Origin of the sequence: Leucobacter sp. Psy1 (assembly GCF_020096995.1) — a bacterium.
In the GTDB taxonomy this organism is placed as follows: domain Bacteria; phylum Actinomycetota; class Actinomycetes; order Actinomycetales; family Microbacteriaceae; genus Leucobacter.
In genome coordinates this window covers 227,553-245,338 of record NZ_CP083692.1, presented here as the reverse complement: position 1 = coordinate 245,338, position 17,786 = coordinate 227,553, and the positions used below count along the sequence as shown (strand labels likewise).

Here is a 17,786-nt window from a genome sequence, read left to right as displayed (position 1 = left end):
CCGCACTACTCACCGACGGAGCATGAGATGACACGCAATCAAACGTACCTTTGGTACGGCGCACGGAGGCTCCTCCAAGCCGGAGTGGTCATCGTTCTGGCCTACGCATTGACCTTCGTGGTCATCAGCGTGCTCCCGGGCGACCCTGTCTCGAACACACTGCGGAACCCGCAGAACGGTTTCTCGGAGGAGGAGATCGACCGGATCGTCGCGTACTACGGTCTCGACCAGCCCGTGCTGGTGCAGCTCTGGGACGCCTTCGCACGGTTCGTGGTGGGCGACCTCGGGGTGTCGCTGCGCTCCAATCTGCCGGTCTCTCGCCTCATCGGCGAGGCACTCCCGTCGACCCTCGCACTCGCGGGCACGGCACTGGTCATCGCGGTGGTGCTCGCGTTCCTGGTCGCCTACGGAACACAGCGTCTGCCGCGACGTTGGGGGCAGGGCGCGTTGCGGGCGTTTCCGTCGCTCTTCCTGTCCGTGCCGAACTTCGTGATCGGCATGCTCCTCCTGCAGTACTTCGCATTCCAGCTCGGTGTCTTCAACGTCATCGACCCTGAAAGCGGGGCGGCGACGTTCTTCGCCGCCCTCGCCCTCGGAATCCCGGTCTCGGCTCAACTCGCCGAGGTGCTGATCGCGGGCTTCGACCACGAGTCGCGGCAGGAGTATGCGACGGTCGCACGTTCCCGAGGGCTGACCGAGACCGGACTGCTCACCCGTCACTTGCTCAGGCCGGCTTCGCTCCCCGTCGTGACCGTGCTCGCGATCACGATCGGTGAGCTCCTGGGCGGGGCCGTGATCACGGAGGCCGTGTTCGGGCGAGCGGGCATCGGCAGCCTGGTGCAGCGGTCGGTCGCAACGCAGGACCTGCCGGTGCTGCAGGCAGTCGTCGCTCTCGCCGCCGTCGTCTTCGTCGTGGTGAACCTCGTCGCAGACCTGAGCTACCCGCTGCTGGACCCACGGGTGAAACGAACCGCACGTTGGAGTCGGGCACCGAGGTCAGCAGAACGAGCCGGGCCGGCATCGCCAGCAGACGCGTCAACCGTCCAGCGGAAGGAGAGTATCGCATGACCGCCGTCACGATCTCGCAGGCATCCTCGACGACGGGTACCGCAGGTTCCGTGGCGCGACTCCGAGAGGTGCCGCCGTCGGTGCTCCTCTCGTTCGCCATCCTCGCGCTCGTGCTCCTCTGGTCGCTGTTCCCCGGATGGTTCACCACGCAGAATCCTCATGAGGGGGTGACGAGCGAGGCGCTGATCGGCCCCTCGGCCGCGCATTGGTTCGGCACCGACCACCTGGGCCGCGACCTGTTCGCGCGCGTCGTCCACGGCACCGCTACCTCGGTCTCGAGCGCACTGATCGCGGTCGCGATCGGACTCGTCGTGGGCGGGGTGATCGGGCTGCTCTCGGGATTCCTCGGACGCTGGGTCGACGTCACTCTCAGCCGGTTCATCGATGTGCTGCTCGCCATTCCGAGCTTCCTGCTCGCGGTCGTGATCGTGAGCTCACTCGGGTTCCAGACGGTCAACGCCGCGATCGCGACCGGCGTCTCTGCCGTGGCGGTCTTCGCGCGAGTGATGCGATCGGAGGTGCTGAAGACGCGCAGCGCAGTCTACGTCGAGGCCTCCGAACTGCTCGGCGGCAACCGCTGGCACGTGCTCATCAGGCACGTGCTGCCCAATGCCTGGCGGCCGGTGCTCACGCTCGCGGTCCTGCAGTTCGGCCTCTCGATCCTCATCATCGCCGGCCTCGCGTTCCTCGGCTACGGCGACCCGCCGCCCGCTTCAGACTGGGGACTGCTCGTCTCCTCGGGGAAGGACTACCCCACGGCGACGTGGCTCGTCGCCGCGCCCGCTGCAGTGACCGTCGCGACGGTCCTGTCCATCAACCGCGTCAGCCGCTGGCTGCGCAACACCAACTAGGTCGAGGAGCATCACATGAACGTGACCGCATCCATCCCTCCGCAGCGATCCGACCGACCGCTGCTCCGCGTCGACGGGCTGAACGTCTCATACGGTCAGCACGAGGTGGTCTCCGATGTCAGCTTCGCGCTCGGGCGAGGCGAGAGCCTCGCGCTGATCGGCGAATCGGGGTCGGGGAAGTCGACGATCGCCCGCTCGGTGCTGCGGCTTCTCCCGCGTGAGGCCGGTCGCGCCGGCAGCGGTGCCCGAGCAACGGGCCGGATCGAGTTCGACGGCACCGACATCCTCCCCCTATCGGAGCGGGAGTTCCGGCCACTGCGCGGACGAGCGCTCGGCTTCGTGCCGCAGGACCCGGCGCACGCGCTGAACGCGGTGCGCACCATCGGGTCGCAGGCTGTGGAGGCCGCAGTGCTCGGCGGCGGGAACGACCCGGAGGCTCGGCGTGCCGAGATCGTCGCGACCTTCGAGCGGGTCGGGCTCGACGACCCCGAACGGGTTCTCCGCTCCTACCCCCATCAGCTTTCCGGGGGCATGCTGCAGCGCGTACTGATCGGTCTCGCGGTGCTGCCCCGGCCCCAGCTCCTCGTCGCCGATGAGCCCACGAGCGCGCTCGACGTCACGATCCAGAAGCGCATTCTCGATCTGCTGAGCGAGTTGCAGGCGTCCCTCGACATCGGCCTCCTCCTCATCACCCACGATCTCGCCGTCGCCGCGGAGCGCGCCGACGGACTCGTCGTGCTCAAGGAGGGGCGGGTTCAAGAGGCGGGGCGTGCCGCCGAGATCTTCCTGACCCCGCGATCGGCGTACGCCCGTCGTCTGCAGGCCGATGTGCCGGCGCTGAATCCGGATCGGTACGCGCCGGCTCGGCGCCAGCGCTCGTCCCAACCCACCGGTGTACCGCGCATCGAGGTCGATCGCCTCACTCGAACTTTCGGATCGGGATCCGATGCCGTGACGGCGGTCGACGAGGTCTCGTTCAGCGTCCCTGCAGGCACCACTCACGCCCTCGTCGGAGAGTCAGGATCGGGGAAGACCACGACCGTCAGGGCGTTGCTCGGGCTTGAACGGCCCGATAGCGGCACGATCGCGATCGCCGGGGAACCGATCCAGGACCTCGGTCGACGCCCTCTCAGGTCGGTGAGGCGACACCTGCAGCTGGTGTACCAGAACCCGTTCACCTCGCTCGACCCTGCCTGGCGCGTGGAACGCCTCATCCGTGAACCGCTCGACCGCTACCGCATCGGGAGCCGGGGAGAGCGAGCTTCCGCCGTCGCCGATGCCCTCTCCGCAGTCGGACTCGGCGAGCACCTGCGTCGACGCTTGCCCGGAGAGCTCTCCGGCGGCCAACGGCAGCGCGTCGCCATCGCTCGTGCGCTGGTGCTGCGCCCCGACGTCCTCGTGCTCGACGAACCGACGAGCGCACTCGACGTGAGCGTGCAGGCCGAGATCTTCGAGGTACTGACCCGGCTGCAGGCCGAACTCGGACTCACCTATCTCTTCGTCTCCCACGACCTCGCGCTCGTGCGGCAGATCGCCGACACCGTTACGGTACTCCGACGCGGCCGCGTCGTGGAGTCCGGACCCGTCGAACGCGTGCTCACTCGCCCCGAAGCCGATTACACCCGGGCACTGGTCGCAGCGATCCCCCGCCCGGGCGCCGCGCTCGACGCCGCGCCGCCCGTGGCCTCGCTCACCCCAGCCGCCGTCGGGTGAGCGGACTCTGTCCGACCGCCCCCGACCGCTCCACTCGCCGCGAAGGAACTCACGTGAACCAGACGCTCACCGACATCGACGCCGACCTCGACGCCGACCCCACCTCCGAGGTCGCCCCGCACCCTCGCACTCGACCGGCGCTCGTCGCCGCCCTGAGTGCTCCGCAGGGCTTCGGCGATCAGACCCTGCGCTCCCCCCGACCGGACGCCATCGAGCTGCTCGGCGGCATTCCCGACCCGTCGGTGCTTCCCGCTTCCGAACTCGCCGAGGCGACAACCCGTGTGCTCTCCCGGCCAGGTTCGCCCGCGCTGCAGTACTCCCGCGCCGAAGGCCTGCCGCAGCTGCGGGAGTGGATCGCCGCTCGAGAGGGCGTCGCGCCGGAGCGCATCCTCATCACGAACGGCGGCTTCCACGGGCTCTCCCTCGCGGTCCAGGCCGTCGTCGAGCGAGGCGATCTCGTGGCCGTCGACAACCCGGTATTCCCGCTGTTCCTGCGCGGCCTCCAGCTGTCCGCGGCGCGCACACTGCCGATCCCGGTCGGCCCGCAGGGGCTCGACGTCGCCCGTCTGGCCGAGGAGCTGCGGGGCGGCGCACGCCCGTCCGCGCTGTACACGGTGCCCGACTTCCACAATCCCGCACAGAGCGTGCTGCCCGAGGCGGAGCGCAGGGAACTCGTCCGGCTCGCCGAACGCTACGGTTTCGTCGTGATCGCCGACAACCCCTACCGGGAGCTGCGGTTCAGCGGCGAGCAGGTCACGACCGCTCCGTTCTACGAGTCCGATCACGTCATCGAGGTGGGCACGTTCACAAAGACGCTCGGGCCGGGTCTCCGGCTCGGCTGGGTCGTGCTGCCCGAGCGGTTCCGAGACGACGTGATCGCGCTCCGCAGCCGAGCGGACGGCCACAGCTCCACCCTGGTCCAGGCGATCGTGGCGGAGCTCGTCACGGGCGACCCCGGACTCTTCGACCGTGTGCTCAACCGGGCACGGGCCCTGTATCGGGATCGCGCGACCGTTCTCGCGAACGCCCTCGAGAGCGCGGCGCCCGGGGCGTTCGATATCGAAGACCCGGAGGGGGGTCTGTTCCTGTGGCCGCGTCTGCGCGATGAGCGGATCGACCCCGAGCGTCTCGCGGAAGACGCCAGCGCCACCGGCGTCGAGTACCAGCGCGGCTCGTTCTTCCCCTCAGGGCCAGGCACCGATGCCGATCGGCACCTCAGGCTGTCGTACGGAGACAACGACGCTGACAGGTTGCGCGAAGCCGCCGCCCGCCTCGGCCGCGCGATCGCTGCGCAGCCGCGCTGACGCCGGCCGAAGCTCACCGTCGCCGCGGCCCTACTGGTTCGAGAACACCGAGTCGAACGCCGCGTCAGGGCGCTTCCAGAGGAGCGAGCGGATCACGCCCACCGCCTCGGCGGCGCCGTGCAGGCGGTCCATCCCTGCGTCCTCCCACTCGATGGATATCGGCCCGGTGTAGCCGATCGCCCCGAGCGCGCGGAAGGCATCCTCCCAGTGGGTGTCCCCGTGTCCGGTGGAGACGAAGTCCCACCCCCGGCGCGGATCGCCCCAGGGCAGGTGCGAGCCGAGGATCCCCGAGCGACCGGTGGCGGGCCTGAGCCGCGTGTCCTTGCAGTCGACGTGGTAAATCCGGTCGGCGAAGTCGCTGATGAAGCCGATCGGGTCGACGCCCTGCCAGACGAGGTGGCTGGGGTCCCAATTGAGCCCGAACGCCGAGCGACGGTCGACGGCGTCGAGGGCACGCACCGTGGTCCAGTAGTCGTAGGCGATCTCGGAGGGGTGCACCTCGTGCGCGAATCGCACTCCCTCAGAGTCGAACACGTCGAGGATCGGGTTCCACCGCTTCGCGAAGTCGGCGTAGCCGTCGTCGATGACCTCCTGGGAGACGGGCGGGAACATCGCCACGTAGGGCCAGATCTTCGATCCGGTGAAGCCGACGACGGTGTCGACGCCGAGCTTGCGGGCGACGCGCGCGGCGCGCTGCATGTCCTCCGCCGCGCGCTGCCGCACACCCTCGGCTTCGCCGTCGCCCCACACGTACGGGCGCACGATGGCCTGATGCCGGAAGTCGATCGGATCGTCACACACCGCCTGCCCCGCCAGGTGGTTGGAGATCGCCCACACGCCGAGACCGTGACGGTCGAGAACCTCGAGTCGGGACCGCAGATACGCGTCGTCCTCGTCGGCTCGCTTGAGGTCGAGGTGATCGCCGGAAGCGGCGATCTCGAGGCCGTCGTACCCCCACTCGGCGGCGAGTCTCGCGACCTCCTCGAACGGGAGGTCGGCCCACTGCCCGGTGAACAGGGTGACGGGGTGCGAGGCGGTGCTCATGGTGCAAGGCTCCTTTGCTGCTGCAGGTCGATGAGAAACTCGGCGCTCCGACGCGCGAGCTCGTCCTGACTCTCGGCGAGCGGCCGCCAGATGGAGGCGGCCGTCGCGATGGTGTCATTGTCGGCGGTGAAGCTCTCGAGCGTCAACGCGCCGCGGTAATCGATGTCGTCGAGCGCGTCGAACAGGGCGTGCCAGTCGGTGTGATCACCTCCCACTGGTCCGCGGTCGTTGCCGCAGACCTGCACGACGGCGCAGTGCTCCCCCGCAGTTCGCACCGCCGCGGCGGGATCCCGCTCCTCGATGTTGAGGTGGTAGGTGTCGAGCGCGAGGCCGACCCCTGCCCCCAGCAGCGGCGACAGCGCGTCGAGCGCCTGGTCGACGGTGTTGATGAGGCTCGTCTCATAGCGGTTGAGCGGCTCGATTGCGAGGGTGATCCCGCGATCGCCGGCATATGTGGCGACCGGAGTGAGGGCGAGACGCAGATCCCGAATCGCGACGGCGCGCTCCTCGGGCCCCATGCGCCAGACCCGGCCGGTGCGGGCGGTGAAGGGTCCGGCGACGGTCGGCGATCCGAGCGCCGCAGCGACGTCGACGCAGTGCCGCAGGTAGTCCTGGGTATCACTGCGGCAGCCTTCTTCGAGCAGATCGCGCCCCGCCCCCATGGCACCCACGATGCGGCCCTCCATGCCGTACTCGGCCAGCAGTTCGGCAGCGGCGCCGGGGGTCCAGTCCCCCGGTCGCTCGATCGGGAGTTCGAGCACCTCGTACCCGAACCCCCGTGCGAGCGGCGCGAGGGCGGAGAGCCGTGCATCGGTCACCGGTGATGCCCACACCCAGGTGTTCACTCCCAGCTTGCGTTGCACGTGCTTGCTCCCCGCCCTCGCTGCCGACATGTGGGATCCGCCCTCCGCGCCGACCCCGTTACGGGATCTGCCGATCCTGCCAGATCTGCGGGTAGCCCGGCAGATCCTCACCGCCGAACTTCGCGTAGTGACCGTCGGGCATGCCCTCGTTCCGGTCGAGGTAATCGGCGCGCTCGTCCTCGGTGATCGGAGACTGCGGCAGCACCCACTCCTCGGGCACCTCTTCGCCGGCGAAGATCTTCTCCGCGGCGAGCAGCGGTGTGCGCCACTGGAAGTTCGAGTAGACCGGCGCGAGCGCCGTCATCCCGGTGTCCTCCCACTTCCTGAGGAAGCTGAGTTCGTCCTCACCGGTCATAACCGGGTAGTCGGCGCCCGCCTCCTCGAAGGCTTCGACCGCGGCGACGGCACCGTCACCGGCGTCCATCCAGACGCCCTGCACATCACCCGTCGCGAGCTCGTCCGAGATCACCTTCTTGATCTCGGCCGGGTCGCCCTCGGTGAAGTAGTCGACCGCCTCGATGCCGGCCTCGTCGAACAGCTTCTCGGCGGCGGCCCAGCGCTGCTCGAGCACGTCAACGCCTGGCAGGATCCGGAGCGCGACGACCTTGTCACCCTCCTCCAGATTGTCGATGAGGAACTCCGCGGTGTCGATGCCCCACGCGAAGCCGCCGATCGGGTGGATGAACGTGACGGCGCAGTCCGTCTGCACGCCGCGGTCGAACACGATGACCGGCTTCCCGGTCTCGCAGGCCCGCTCGACCGCCGGCGTCATCGCAGCGGTGCTGTTCGGGGAGATGATGAACCCGTCGCAGTCGCCCTCGGCGATGAAGTAGTCGATGTCGGCGATCTGGGTGTCGTCGTTGTCCTGGGCGTCGCGAGTCTCCATCTCCGAGATCACCCCGGAGTCCTGCAGCTCCTTCAGTTGCTCGTTCATTGTGATCCACCCGGTCTGGCGCCACGGGTTCGAGATCGACGCGTTCGCGAAGCAGAGCTTCTGCGCACCATCGACCTGGTACTCCGAGGTGTCAGCCATCACGGGTTCGATGGCCTGGAGATACGGCTGATCCGCCGGACCCTCGGGTTCGATGCCGCGCTCCTGATCCTGCTTGTCGTAGAGGTCCTGATCGAACCATTCCGCGTCAGCGGTCTCACCGGTCTCCTCGGGGGCGTCCACCGACGGATCGGTGGTGCAGCCGGCCAAGAGGATCAGCGATGCCGCGCCGACGAGGCCGACGGTGGCCTTCAGCGATCGTTTCATGATCGGTTTCTCCTTCGTGTCATCCCCGCACGGCACCGCTGCCGGCATCGGGGTTCGGCGACGGGATCGCTCCCGCCGGGTCTGCGAGCGCCTCGTCGGGCGCGCTGGGCGTCGACTGCTCCGGAAGCGTCGGCCTGCGGCGCTTCGCCGCGAAGACGACGCCAGAGTAGGCGACGGCGATGATGATGATTGCACCCTGGATCGCGTCCCGCATCGTCGACGGGACGGACGTGAAGTTCAGGAGCATGAAGAGCGATTCGAGCGCGAACGCCCCGGCGAGCGCTCCGAGGACGGTGCCGCGACCGCCGCCGAGCACGACGCCGCCGAGCACGACCGCCGTGATCGCGATGAACTCGTACCCCTGCCCGACCGACGGGTGGACTCCGGCGTACCCGACGAGCAGGATCCCGGTTACGGTCGCCGACAGCGACGAGATCACGAACGCGAGGGTCTTGGTGCGCCAGACGGGGGCTCCGGCGTAGGCGGCGGCCGGGGCGTTGTCGCCGATCGCGATGAGCGTGCGCCCGAACGGACGGTACGAGATCCAGACGGCGAAGACGGTGACGGCGGCGAGGATCACCACGGCCCACGGCAGCGTGCCCACGATCGGCAGATCGGTGATGCCGCTGCGGCCGATCTGCCGCACCGACTCCGCTGGATTGCCCGTCGCGGCGCCACCAGTCCACCACAGGACACCGCCGTAGATCGCGAGCATGGTGCCCAGCGTGACGATGAACGAGGGGACCTTGAGCAGCGTGGTCACGAGCCCATTGACGAGGCCGACGACCACCCCGCCGACGATCATGATGATGAGCGTCGGGATCACCTTCGCGTCGTCCTGCCCGATGAGGGTGCCGGCCATCACGACCTGCGCCGTGACGAGCGACCCCATCGACAGATCGAACTCGCCGCTCACGATCACGAAGAACTGGCCGATCGCGACGATCGCGATCGGGGCGACGCGCTGGATGAAGCGGACGAACTGGCTCGGGTCGGCGAAGCTCGGGTTGAGCGCCGTGATGGCGATGAGCAGGGCGACGAGCAGCAGAACGACCGCCCACCTCGGGCTGATCGCGGCGCGCGCGAAGTCGGCGAGACGGTGCTCGCCCGCGGGTGCGGCGGTGCGGGTCATCGGGATCCCCCCTCGCTCGTGATCGACACGGTCTGCGGTCCGCTCGGAGCCGCCCCGGTTCCGGCAGGCGAACCCCGTCCGCCCGGGAAGCGGATGTGCTTCGTGATGATGCGACGCCGCGCGTACACCGCGACGGCGACGATGATGACGAGGCCGCGAACGACGTCCTTCAGGAAGGGGTTCACCTGGAGCACGCTCATGACGTTGTCGAGGACCGCGAAGATGGCGACGCCGCCGATGGTGCCCCAGATCGACCCGCGGCCGCCCATGAGCAGGGTGCCGCCGAGCACGACCGCGGCGATCGAGAGGAGGTCGTACCCGCCCTGGGGCCCGACCGTCGGGCTGCCGACGCCGAGGCGGCTGGCGAGCAGGAGGCCGGCGATGCCGGCGAAGACGGAGCTGCCGATATGGGCGCCGATCAGGGGAAGGCGGGTGCGGACGCCGGAGAGCCGGGCGACCTCGCTGTTGCCTCCGACTGCGAACAGATGGTGTCCGAAGCGGGTGCGGCTGAGCAGCAGCGCCACGAACGCGGCAAGCACGAGCATCGTAATCGTCGACACCGGGACCGGGCCGATGCCCGTGGCCCCGAAGAGCTGGAACTCCCGCGGCACGGTACCCGCGGTACCCTGGTACGTGGTGTCGAGGTACCCCTTCAGGATCAGGCCGACGCCGAGCGTTGCCACGAACCCGTGCACCCGCAGTACTGTGACGATCAGGCCGTTCGCCAGGCCGATCAGAGCGCAGACGCCGAGCGTGAGGAGCACTGCGGGCACGATCATGGCGGGAGACCCGTTCATCGTCGTCGCCGCGATGAGACTCGAGAGGCTCACGACGTACGGCACCGACAGATCGAGCGACGCTCCGAGGATCACGAGCGTCTGCCCGATGGCCACGAGACCGAGCACGCTCATGCCGGTCAGGATGTCGCGAATACTGCCGGGGCTGAGCAGGTTGCGGCCGACCGTGGCGACGAGGAACGCACTGGCGATGAGCACCACCACGAGTGCGATGTAGACGATGGCGACCGTGTCGAGCCGTCGCGGGCGCGCAGTCCGAGCACTCATGCGGACACCTCCTCGGCTCCGGTGCCGAGGGCGACGACGTCGGCCTCGGAGGCGGTAGGCGGGAGTTCGCCGGCGATCCTGCCGTCGCGGAGCACGACCACGCGGTCAGCCATCCCCAGCACCTCGGGCAGTTCGCTCGAGACGAGGACGATCGCGACGCCGCTCAGCGCGAGCTGTCGCACGAGCTGGTAAACCGCGACCTTCGCGCCCACGTCGATGCCGCGCGTCGGCTCGTCGAGCAGCACGATGCGCGGCTCGGTCGCCAGCCACTTCGCCAGCACCACCTTCTGCTGGTTGCCGCCGGAGAGCGCGCGCACCTCCTGCCGGTTGCTGCGACTCACCACTTCGAGCGACGAGAGCACCCCGTCCATGCGGGCCTTCGCAGTGCGGGTGCGGCCGGGGAACGCGCTCCGGATCGCGAGGAGGGCATTGTCGAGAATCGATTGCCCGAGCGCGAGACCCGTTCCCTTGCGGTCCTCGGTGATGAGGGCGATCCCCTGCTTCACGGCCTGCCGGGGTCCGCGCACGACCAGGGCGCGGTCGTCGATCCGCATCTCGCCCCGGGTGAACGGCGCCGACCCGAACACGGCCTCGACGAGCTCCGTGCGCCCGGATCCTTGGAGACCGGCGATGCCCACGATCTCACCGGCGCCGACGATGAGGTCGATACCGTCGAGCTGCTCATTGCCGCCGCCGCGGATCTCGAGGCGGGGCGCCCCGATCTCCGTTCCGGGTGCGGCGTCTGGGAAGAAGGTGCTGATCGGCCGCCCCACCATCTCGCGCACGAGACCCAGGTGATCGAGGCGGGACGCCGGGCCGGTGGAAACGAGGTCGCCGTCCTTCATCACCGTGATGTCGTCGCAGAGGTCGAAGATCTCCTTGAGCCGATGCGAGACGTAGAGGATCGCGACGCCGCGGGCCTGCAGGCGCTCGATGACGCCGTACAGGATGCCGACCTCGTGCTCGGCGAGCGCTGCCGTCGGCTCGTCCATGGAGATGACCCGCGCGTCGACCGACAGGGCCTTCACGATCTCGACGAGTTGCTGCTCGGCGACCGTGAGTCCGCCGACCCGGCGATCGGGTGCGATGCCCGAGATGCCGAGTTCGGCGAAGAGATCCGCAGTGTCACGGCGCATGCGGGCGGCGTCGACGAGACCGCGCTTCCGCGGTTCGCGACCGAGGTAGACGTTCTGGGCGACCGTGCGGTCCGGGAGCAGGTTGAACTCTTGGAAGACGGTCGCGACGCCCGCCGCAGCGGCCTCGACCGGGTGTCCGAAGTCGACGAGGTTCCCGTCGAGCCTCAGCTCGCCCCCATCGCGGCGGTACTCGCCCGCGATGATCTTCATGAGCGTCGATTTGCCCGCCCCGTTCTCGCCCACGAGCCCGTGGACGCGACCGGGGTGCAGCTCGATGGAGAGTCCGTGGAGCACCTCGACGCCGTAGAACTGCTTGCGGATCCCGGTGGCGGTGAGGACGGGAGCTTCCGCGGTCGCGATGCCGGCGTCGGCGGAGGAGTGATCTGCGATGCTCATGACTGCGGCACCTCCACCCAGGTACCGCTCTCGGCTGCGGCGAGCACGGCCTCGGTCACCGCTGCCGCGCGCAGCCCGTCCACGAAGGTGGGGACGCCATCCGGGGCATCGCCCGGAGTGCCGCCAGGGGTGCCGCCCCGCGTCTGGTTCCCACGCATCAGCGCGTAGCTGTCGGCGACGAACGCGTTGAAGGCGTCCTGATAGCCCTGCGGATGGCCGGCGGGGACGCGGCAGAGGCGCGCCGCGTCCGGCGCGAGGGTGTCGGCATCTCGGTCGACGAGTGCGCTCCCCTGCCGCCGCCCCACCCAGAGCTGCTCCGGTCGCTCCTGCTCGAAGCGGAGACTCTCGCGGTCGCCCGCGATCTCGATGACGAGTGCGTTCTTCCGGCCAGGCGCCACCTGAGAGACGAGGAGCGTGCCGATCCCGCCGCCCGCGAATTCGACGGTGACGGCGACGGTGTCCTCCGTGCTCACTGCGGCACTCCCCCGCTGGGGGTGGACCGTGCGGGTCGTCGCGGCGAGCCGGGAGATGCGGTCTCCCGTGACGAACTCGATCAGGTCGACGAGGTGCGATCCGATGTCCGCGAACGCCCGCGACGGACCGCCCTCGCCCGCATCGACGCGCCAGTTCACATCTCCGGCGTCGAGCAGCCAGTCCTGGAGGTAGCTGCCGTCGACGGTGAGGATCGCGCCCGCCTCGCCCGCGCGGATCCGTTCCCGCGCCTCGCGCACCATCGGGTGATAGCGGTAGACGAAGGGCACCGTGCCCGTGAGGCCTGCCGCGTGCGCCACTTCGACGAGCTCGCGTGCCTCAGCGGTGCTCGTGGCCAGCGGCTTCTCGCAGATGACGTGGGAACCCGCCGCCAGCGCGGTTCTGGCGTACGCTGCATGGGTCTGATTCGGAGTGCAGACGTGCACGACGTCGAAGCCGGCTACGGCGAGGTCCGCCGCACGCAGGCCCCTGGCGAAGCCGAGCGCGGCTCGAGCGCGTTCGGTTGAAGACTCGGATGAGGCGGCGATGGCGCTGAGTTCGGCTCCCGCGAGTCTCGCGGCCTGGGAGTGCGTGCGGGCCATGAACCCGCCTCCCAGCATGCCGGCGCGAAGCGGCGACGACGTCGGTGTCGATGTGACCATGTGTTAATTATGACGACACATGAACGCCTTTTGTCAAGCATTCTTCATAAGTGTATCTTTTCGTTACCAAGTTCAGATGATGTGGTTTACTGAAGCGATGACGATGCAACCGAGCCAGGGACTGGGCGCGCCGCACGCCGGCGGTCTGTTCCAGTTACTGAGAGACGGCCAGCCGCGCACCCGCGCCGAACTCGTCACCATGACCGGGTTGTCGCGCCCGACCGTCGCGCAGCGCATCGACCAGCTCCTCGAACTCGGACTGATCGCGCCCGTCGGCGGCGCCGTGTCGACGGGGGGCCGCCCCTCCTCGCAGTTCGCCTTCAACCCCACCGCTCGCGTCGTCATCGCCGCCGACTTCGGAGCCTCCCACGCTCGCGCCGCCGTCACCGATCTCGGCGGCACTATGCTCGCCGCCCACTCCGAGCCCCGATCCATCGCCGACGGACCCGAGGCGGCCATGTCGTGGCTGACGGAGACCGCACTCCGCCTCCTCGAGGAGGCCGGCCACGCGCGAGACGACGTCGCCGGCATCGGCATCGGCGTCCCCGGCCCCGTCGAGTTCTCCACCGGTCGCCCCATCAATCCGCCGATCATGCCGGGGTGGGACCGCTTCGACGTTCCCACCGCGATCCGCTCGACATTCGATGCTCCCGTGCTCGTCGACAACGACGTCAACATCATGGCGCTCGGCGAGCGCACCGTCGCCTGGGCCGACGAGGACGACCTCATCTTCATCAAGGTCGCGACGGGCATCGGTGCCGGCGTCATCTCGGGAGGATCGCTGCGTCGCGGCGCGCAGGGAGCAGCGGGCGACATCGGCCACATCGCCCTCTCGCGCGCCGTCGACATTCCGTGCCCGTGCGGCAATCGCGGCTGCATCGAGGCCATCGCCTCGGGCAAGGCCGTGGCGAACGCCCTCACCCGTGACGGCATCCCAGCCGAGACGCCGAGCGACGTTATCGCCCTCGTGAAGAGCGGCAACGTGACGGCCGTGCAGGCGGTGCGGCAGGCCGGGCGTGATCTCGGCGAGATCCTCACGGCGTGCGTCAGTCTCATGAACCCGTCCGTGATCGTGGTCGGCGGCACCATGGCGCAGGCCGCCGAGCACCTCGTCGCCGGGGTGCGCGAAGTGGTCTACGCCAGGTCGATCCCGCTGTCGACCGAGCACCTCACCATTGCGCCGTCGCGCGCGGCGAGCGACGCGGCCATTCTTGGCGCGGCGCAGCTCGCGATCGACGCCGCCCTCTCCCCCGATCGCATCGCCGCGGCCCTCGGCCTCGGGATCGGCGCGCTCTCCGCATGAGCCGGCAACCCGTGCGCCAGCTCGCCGCCCACCCAGGAGATCTGCGACTTTCGTACTAGGCTCGGAGCGTTCGAACAAGGAGGATCATGCCGAAACAGGAGCGGGCGTTCGTCACTCGCGCTGCGATCATCGAGGCTGCAGCCACCACCTTCACGGAGATGAGCTACACCGACGCGAGACTCTCGCACGTGATCGATCGAACCGCCGTCGGCAAGGGAGCACTGTACTTCCACTTCCCGAGCAAGCACGAACTCGCTCGCGCCGTGCTCCTCGAAGGTCGCGATCAGCTGACCGAACTCGCCGAGCGCGTGCTTGACTCGGACGCGGAGCCCCGCGCGGTGATCGCCTCGCTCATGGACGAGACCGCCTCGCTCGTCGCCAGCGCCCGCGTGGTGAGCGCGTCGCTGAAGCTCTCGGTGCAATCACCCCTGGAGTTCCCCGATGATCGCATCGATCCGGGCGAGCCCTGGGGCCGCTCGATTCGCCTCGTCCTCGACCGGGCGAACGCGGGACACCTCGAGGCCATCCTCATCGCCACGCTGATCGGCGAGATCCAGATCTGCACCGCTCGCGGTGACGTCTCGGCGCTAACCGACCGGGTGACCGCGGCAACGCGCACGCTGCTCGCCGGCGACTGAGCCGAGCCGCTCTACGGGAGCGTGAGCACCCCGATCACGGCGCCCGCCGCCGCGACCGAGATCACGAATCCGGCGATCCGCGGCCCCCGACGCGCTCCTGGCCGGATCCAGGCCAGGCCCCGCGCGCGGAGCACCAAGCCGGCGATGGCCACCGCGCCGAGGAGCACGAGCGCGAACCAGACGGGGATCATCTGCGGCGACCACGTCCCGATCTGTCGCGCCACGACGAGGATCGTGATGATGGCGGCACCCGAGGTGAGCAGCCCGAGTCGGTCGGTACGCTGCCGCTCCCGCTCCGCTGCGCGGGCCTTCGGCCTCAGGGCGAAGAGGTACGGCGCGAGCAGGACCGCGGCGACGATCGGGATGATCCAGACGAACATTCCCATCACTCGCTCCCCTCCGTAGCCGCTGCCGTGGTCTCGCTGAGCAGCTCGAGCGCGATCGCGTCGACCGAAGCGGTGGTGTCCCCCACGAGGTAGACCGCGGTTCCTGCCTCGCGGTCGATCGCGAGCATCGAGCTGTAGCCGCCGGTACCGCCGTTGTGCCAGGTGACCTGGCGGCCGTCGAACTCCGACGTGAACCAGGCGAGTCCGATCGACTCCCCGTCGCCCGCATCGAACCTCGGGTCGAGCAGCGTCGCCGCCGGAACCCCGAGGGCCGGGTCGTCGGCCATGAGCGCCTCAGCGTACCTCGCCATGTCAGACGCCGTCGACCGCACGCCGCCGGCCGGCGCCTCGGCGTGCAGCGTCCACGGCTGCGCCGTCCGCCCGGACGCCGTGTGCCCCCGCGGAGCGTCATCGGCGAGGTTCTCCGGAGTCTCCGGCAGCGAGGTCTCACCCATCTCGAGCGCGTCAAAGACGTCGTGTTCCACCAGTTCCCGGTAAGTCTCCCCGCGGGCGGCGGCGACGGCCTGGCCCAGCGTACTCACTCCGAGGTTCGAGTAGGAGACGGTGCCGACGTCGCTGACCCCGGCCTCGCGGGCGGCCGTGACGAGCTGGTCGACATCGTTCGTGTACGGGTCACCCGCCCGCAGTTGCGCCCAGTACCCGGCGAGGAAGGAACGGAACCCCGGCTCCAGACGCGGAAGCCCTGAGCGGTGCGTCGCGAGATCCTCGAGCGTGAACGTCTGCGCCCCGAGGTCGAGGTACTCGCCCGCCGGATCGTCCACCCGCAGCACCTCATCCTCTGCCGCCTGGGCGAGCAGCAGCGAGGTCATGGTCTTCGTGATCGAGCCGATCTCCATCTCGGTGCGCTCGTCGGCACCGAGTCCCGCGAATCGCGTACCCTCTGGCGTGATGACGGCAGCCGAGAGTTCGTGGTGCCCCTGTCCACTGGCGAGGCCCGCGAGGCGATCGGCGATCGCGGGGTCGCCGGTGCGCGCATCGGAGAGGTGCAGCGCAGACGGCATCGCGATCCAGCCGGCGACGACGGTGGCGAGGCCCGCCGCAACGGCGGTCATGGTCAGCGATCTGAGTCTCATGCGATCCCCCCTGAAGCGAGCACGATGGTGAGCAGCGGCACGACGCGTTCCGGCGGCACTCCGTAATGACCCCGAGCAACCTGACGCACCCAACCGGCGGCGTGCAGCTGCTGCAGGTGGTGATAGACCTGGCCCACGGTCCCCACGCCGTCGAGCGCCGCGAGCGCGGCGGGTGTGTCCGTCCCGCGCAGGATCTCCTGCAGAAACCTGAGCCGGAGCGGACTGGCGAGTGCAGCCAGCGCGTCAGCGGTCGCGGTGTCCTCCCACGGCGCGCCGAGTATCGTCCGCGCGTCGAGCCCATATTGCCACTCGACGGGCCCCGGTACCCGCTCGTCGTCGGCGACGGTGTGCCCCGCGTAGGCGACGACCGAGTCGTCGGGGTACCGCGTCTTGATCCCCTCGAGTATCCAGAAGCGGTCGTCGATGGATCCGGATCGCGGGGCGGCGTCGGGTTCCGCCCCGAACACCGCGACTTCGAGTGCGGCGAGACGCGCCTCGATCTCTGCAGACACACCCTGTTCATTCGGCATGTTCGCAATTTATCAAGAATTACGGAATTTCTGCAACACAGGGTGAGCGGCGGCGCGAGCGCCTGCCGGAGCACCTGCTCAGTGCAGGGTTTCGCACGCTATCGGACAGGAATTCCATGCCAAACCCTGCACTGAGCGATCCGCCTGCCGCGCGGGCGCCCTAGCGGGGACGCATCCCCGAGTGCTGCATCACCCACGAGTACATGGAGACCGCGGCGGCGGCGGATGCATTGATCGATCGCGTCGAACCGTACTGGGTGATCTCCACCACCGCTTCGGCGGCGGCGAGCGCCTCGGCTGAGAGCCCTGGCCCCTCCTGCCCGAACAGCATGATGCAGCGCTCGGGCCACACGAACGTCTCGAGGGGCACGCACCCGGGGACGTTGTCGATCGCAACGATGGGGATCCCCTCGGCACGCGCCCACTCCGCGAGCTGCGCCACGTCCGAGTGGTATCGCACGTGCTGGTATCGATCCGTCACCATGGCGCCGCGCTTGTTCCAGCGGCGGCGGCCGACGATGTGCACGGTGTCGGCGGCGAACGCGTTGGCGCTGCGTACGATCGACCCGATGTTCATGTCGTGCTGCCAGTTCTCGATGGCGACGTGGAAGGGGTGTCGCTGTTCGTCGAGGTCGGCGACGATGGCGTCCATCTTCCAGTATCGGTACCGGTCGACGACGTTGCGGGTGTCCCCGTGCTCGAGGAGATCGGGGTCGTAGAACGGCTCGTCGGGCCAGGCGTCGCGCCCTCCGGGCCACGGGCCGACGCCGGGGAGGCTGGGGTCGCGATCAGTCACTGGACCATCATTTCAGATGCGCGCACCGCTTCCCCGGGTGCGGAGGAGGTTGACGGCGGCCGTCTAGAGCAAATACT

The 17,786-nt window shown here is 69.2% G+C and carries 17 protein-coding genes; 6 read left to right on the top strand and 11 right to left on the bottom strand.

Features of this window, described 5'->3' with window-relative positions:
- Positions 1-27: 27 nt before the first annotated feature.
- From K8P10_RS01145 to K8P10_RS01130, 4 genes are read left to right on the top strand one after another with little or no spacing between them, the layout of a single operon-like run.
- Positions 28-1,068, top strand: a complete 1,041-nt coding sequence (locus K8P10_RS01145) for an ABC transporter permease (protein WP_224779977.1) — start codon at positions 28-30, stop codon at positions 1,066-1,068.
- Positions 1,065-1,919 (top strand): ABC transporter permease, encoded by an 855-nt coding sequence (locus K8P10_RS01140; protein WP_224779976.1) that lies wholly within the window; start codon positions 1,065-1,067, stop codon positions 1,917-1,919. Before K8P10_RS01145 ends, K8P10_RS01140 begins: the two co-directional genes overlap by 4 nt.
- A gap of 15 nt (positions 1,920-1,934) precedes the next feature.
- A complete protein-coding gene (locus K8P10_RS01135; RefSeq protein ID WP_224779975.1) occupies positions 1,935-3,632 on the top strand; it encodes an ABC transporter ATP-binding protein in 1,698 nt (565 codons plus the stop codon).
- A gap of 53 nt (positions 3,633-3,685) precedes the next feature.
- Positions 3,686-4,936, top strand: a complete 1,251-nt coding sequence (locus K8P10_RS01130; RefSeq protein ID WP_224779974.1) for a PLP-dependent aminotransferase family protein — start codon at positions 3,686-3,688, stop codon at positions 4,934-4,936.
- A gap of 30 nt (positions 4,937-4,966) precedes the next feature.
- On the opposite strand, the gene K8P10_RS01125 is transcribed toward K8P10_RS01130, so the two are convergent.
- The 7 genes from K8P10_RS01125 to K8P10_RS01095 are packed head-to-tail and all read right to left on the bottom strand — an operon-like array spanning position 4,967 to position 12,962.
- On the bottom strand, positions 4,967-5,980 hold the full coding sequence (locus tag K8P10_RS01125; RefSeq protein WP_224779973.1) for a sugar phosphate isomerase/epimerase: 1,014 nt from the start codon (positions 5,978-5,980) through the stop codon (positions 4,967-4,969).
- The gene (locus K8P10_RS01120) at positions 5,977-6,873 is read right to left on the bottom strand and encodes a sugar phosphate isomerase/epimerase (RefSeq protein WP_224779972.1); all 897 of its coding nucleotides are present in this window, start codon (positions 6,871-6,873) and stop codon (positions 5,977-5,979) included. Before K8P10_RS01120 ends, K8P10_RS01125 begins: the two co-directional genes overlap by 4 nt.
- 28 nt (positions 6,874-6,901) lie before the next feature.
- Positions 6,902-8,101 (bottom strand): substrate-binding domain-containing protein, encoded by a 1,200-nt coding sequence (locus K8P10_RS01115; protein ID WP_224779971.1) that lies wholly within the window; start codon positions 8,099-8,101, stop codon positions 6,902-6,904.
- A gap of 19 nt (positions 8,102-8,120) precedes the next feature.
- The gene (locus K8P10_RS01110) at positions 8,121-9,233 is read right to left on the bottom strand and encodes an ABC transporter permease (RefSeq protein WP_224779970.1); all 1,113 of its coding nucleotides are present in this window, start codon (positions 9,231-9,233) and stop codon (positions 8,121-8,123) included.
- Positions 9,230-10,297, bottom strand: a complete 1,068-nt coding sequence (locus K8P10_RS01105) for an ABC transporter permease (RefSeq protein ID WP_224779969.1) — start codon at positions 10,295-10,297, stop codon at positions 9,230-9,232. The genes K8P10_RS01110 and K8P10_RS01105 overlap by 4 nt, the downstream gene beginning before the upstream one ends.
- Positions 10,294-11,829 (bottom strand): sugar ABC transporter ATP-binding protein, encoded by a 1,536-nt coding sequence (locus K8P10_RS01100; RefSeq protein WP_224779968.1) that lies wholly within the window; start codon positions 11,827-11,829, stop codon positions 10,294-10,296. Before K8P10_RS01100 ends, K8P10_RS01105 begins: the two co-directional genes overlap by 4 nt.
- On the bottom strand, positions 11,826-12,962 hold the full coding sequence (locus K8P10_RS01095; protein ID WP_224779967.1) for a Gfo/Idh/MocA family protein: 1,137 nt from the start codon (positions 12,960-12,962) through the stop codon (positions 11,826-11,828). Before K8P10_RS01095 ends, K8P10_RS01100 begins: the two co-directional genes overlap by 4 nt.
- Before the next feature lie 97 nt (positions 12,963-13,059).
- Between K8P10_RS01095 and K8P10_RS01090 the strand changes: the two genes are divergently transcribed.
- Both K8P10_RS01090 and K8P10_RS01085 read left to right on the top strand, forming a co-directional pair.
- Positions 13,060-14,265 carry an ROK family transcriptional regulator gene (locus K8P10_RS01090; RefSeq protein ID WP_224779966.1) on the top strand — a complete coding sequence of 402 codons (1,206 nt, stop codon included), beginning with the start codon at positions 13,060-13,062 and terminating at the stop codon, positions 14,263-14,265.
- Positions 14,266-14,351: 86 nt separating this feature from the next.
- Positions 14,352-14,903: a TetR/AcrR family transcriptional regulator gene (locus K8P10_RS01085; RefSeq protein ID WP_224779965.1), complete on the top strand. Its 552-nt coding sequence runs from the start codon at positions 14,352-14,354 to the stop codon at positions 14,901-14,903.
- 11 nt (positions 14,904-14,914) lie between these two features.
- On the opposite strand, the gene K8P10_RS01080 is transcribed toward K8P10_RS01085, so the two are convergent.
- From K8P10_RS01080 to K8P10_RS01065, 4 genes are all read right to left on the bottom strand, one after another.
- Positions 14,915-15,289, bottom strand: coding sequence for a hypothetical protein (locus K8P10_RS01080; RefSeq protein ID WP_224779964.1), 375 nt, complete (start codon positions 15,287-15,289; stop codon positions 14,915-14,917).
- A complete protein-coding gene (locus K8P10_RS01075) occupies positions 15,289-16,383 on the bottom strand; it encodes a serine hydrolase (RefSeq protein WP_224779963.1) in 1,095 nt (364 codons plus the stop codon). The genes K8P10_RS01080 and K8P10_RS01075 overlap by 1 nt, the downstream gene beginning before the upstream one ends.
- Positions 16,380-16,913 carry a helix-turn-helix domain-containing protein gene (locus K8P10_RS01070; protein ID WP_224779962.1) on the bottom strand — a complete coding sequence of 178 codons (534 nt, stop codon included), beginning with the start codon at positions 16,911-16,913 and terminating at the stop codon, positions 16,380-16,382. Before K8P10_RS01070 ends, K8P10_RS01075 begins: the two co-directional genes overlap by 4 nt.
- A gap of 160 nt (positions 16,914-17,073) precedes the next feature.
- Positions 17,074-17,709, bottom strand: a complete 636-nt coding sequence (locus K8P10_RS01065; RefSeq protein ID WP_224779961.1) for a TrmH family RNA methyltransferase — start codon at positions 17,707-17,709, stop codon at positions 17,074-17,076.
- Between the last annotated feature and the right edge of the window lie 77 nt (positions 17,710-17,786).